The 595-nt window shown below is 58.2% G+C and carries 1 pseudogene; it reads right to left on the bottom strand.

Annotation, left to right across the window (positions count from 1 at the left end):
- Positions 1-549: pseudogene (locus VI234_RS21205) on the bottom strand (ISH3 family transposase); the annotation flags it as partial.
- Positions 550-595: the final 46 nt, after the last annotated feature.

Below are 595 nucleotides of genomic sequence, written 5' to 3' on the forward strand. Positions count from 1 at the left end.
GAGGTCAAGGCCGTCAAGGAGTTCCAGGAACTCGGCGAGGACGTCGCTGGTGGTTTCGCCAGCGACGAGCTGGCGAACCGCCAGCGTGTACCGCTTGTTGCGTACGCGCACGTAGAGCGTCGCATAGGCGTGAAACGTCGTTGTTCCACGCTTGGCCTGTGAGGAGTACAGAGCCTCAGTTTCGTCCTCATCACCGTAGTAGGGATCGAGGTGGAGGTCTGCGCAGACCTCCACCGGTCGATCTGGCAGTGTCGCAAGCGCATCTCGCTGCAACAGTGTGTCTCCAACCGCCTCAACCGAATCAAGCTCAAACTGATCGGTAAGATGTCCACGCACGGTATTGGCGTGCGGTGAGTCGTCAGTCGTTTCGCAGACGTGGTTGATTGAGGTCCCGCCGGCGCTGGCGCCGGCGAGGACCTCGCACAATGTCTCTGTCGTGACCTCTACGTTCTCGTCGAGGTCTACCGTGAGCTCCTCTTCGAGACTGTTGACGACAAAATTAAGCAGGTGCTCTTCCTCTATCTCGCTGTCTGCTTGGGTTGACTGCACATCCTCTCCAAGCAGACGCTTACTCTAACCCGATGTGATCGACTGA

It is taken from the genome of Haloarcula sp. CGMCC 1.2071 (assembly GCF_037078445.1).
GTDB lineage: Archaea > Halobacteriota > Halobacteria > Halobacteriales > Haloarculaceae > Haloarcula > Haloarcula amylolytica.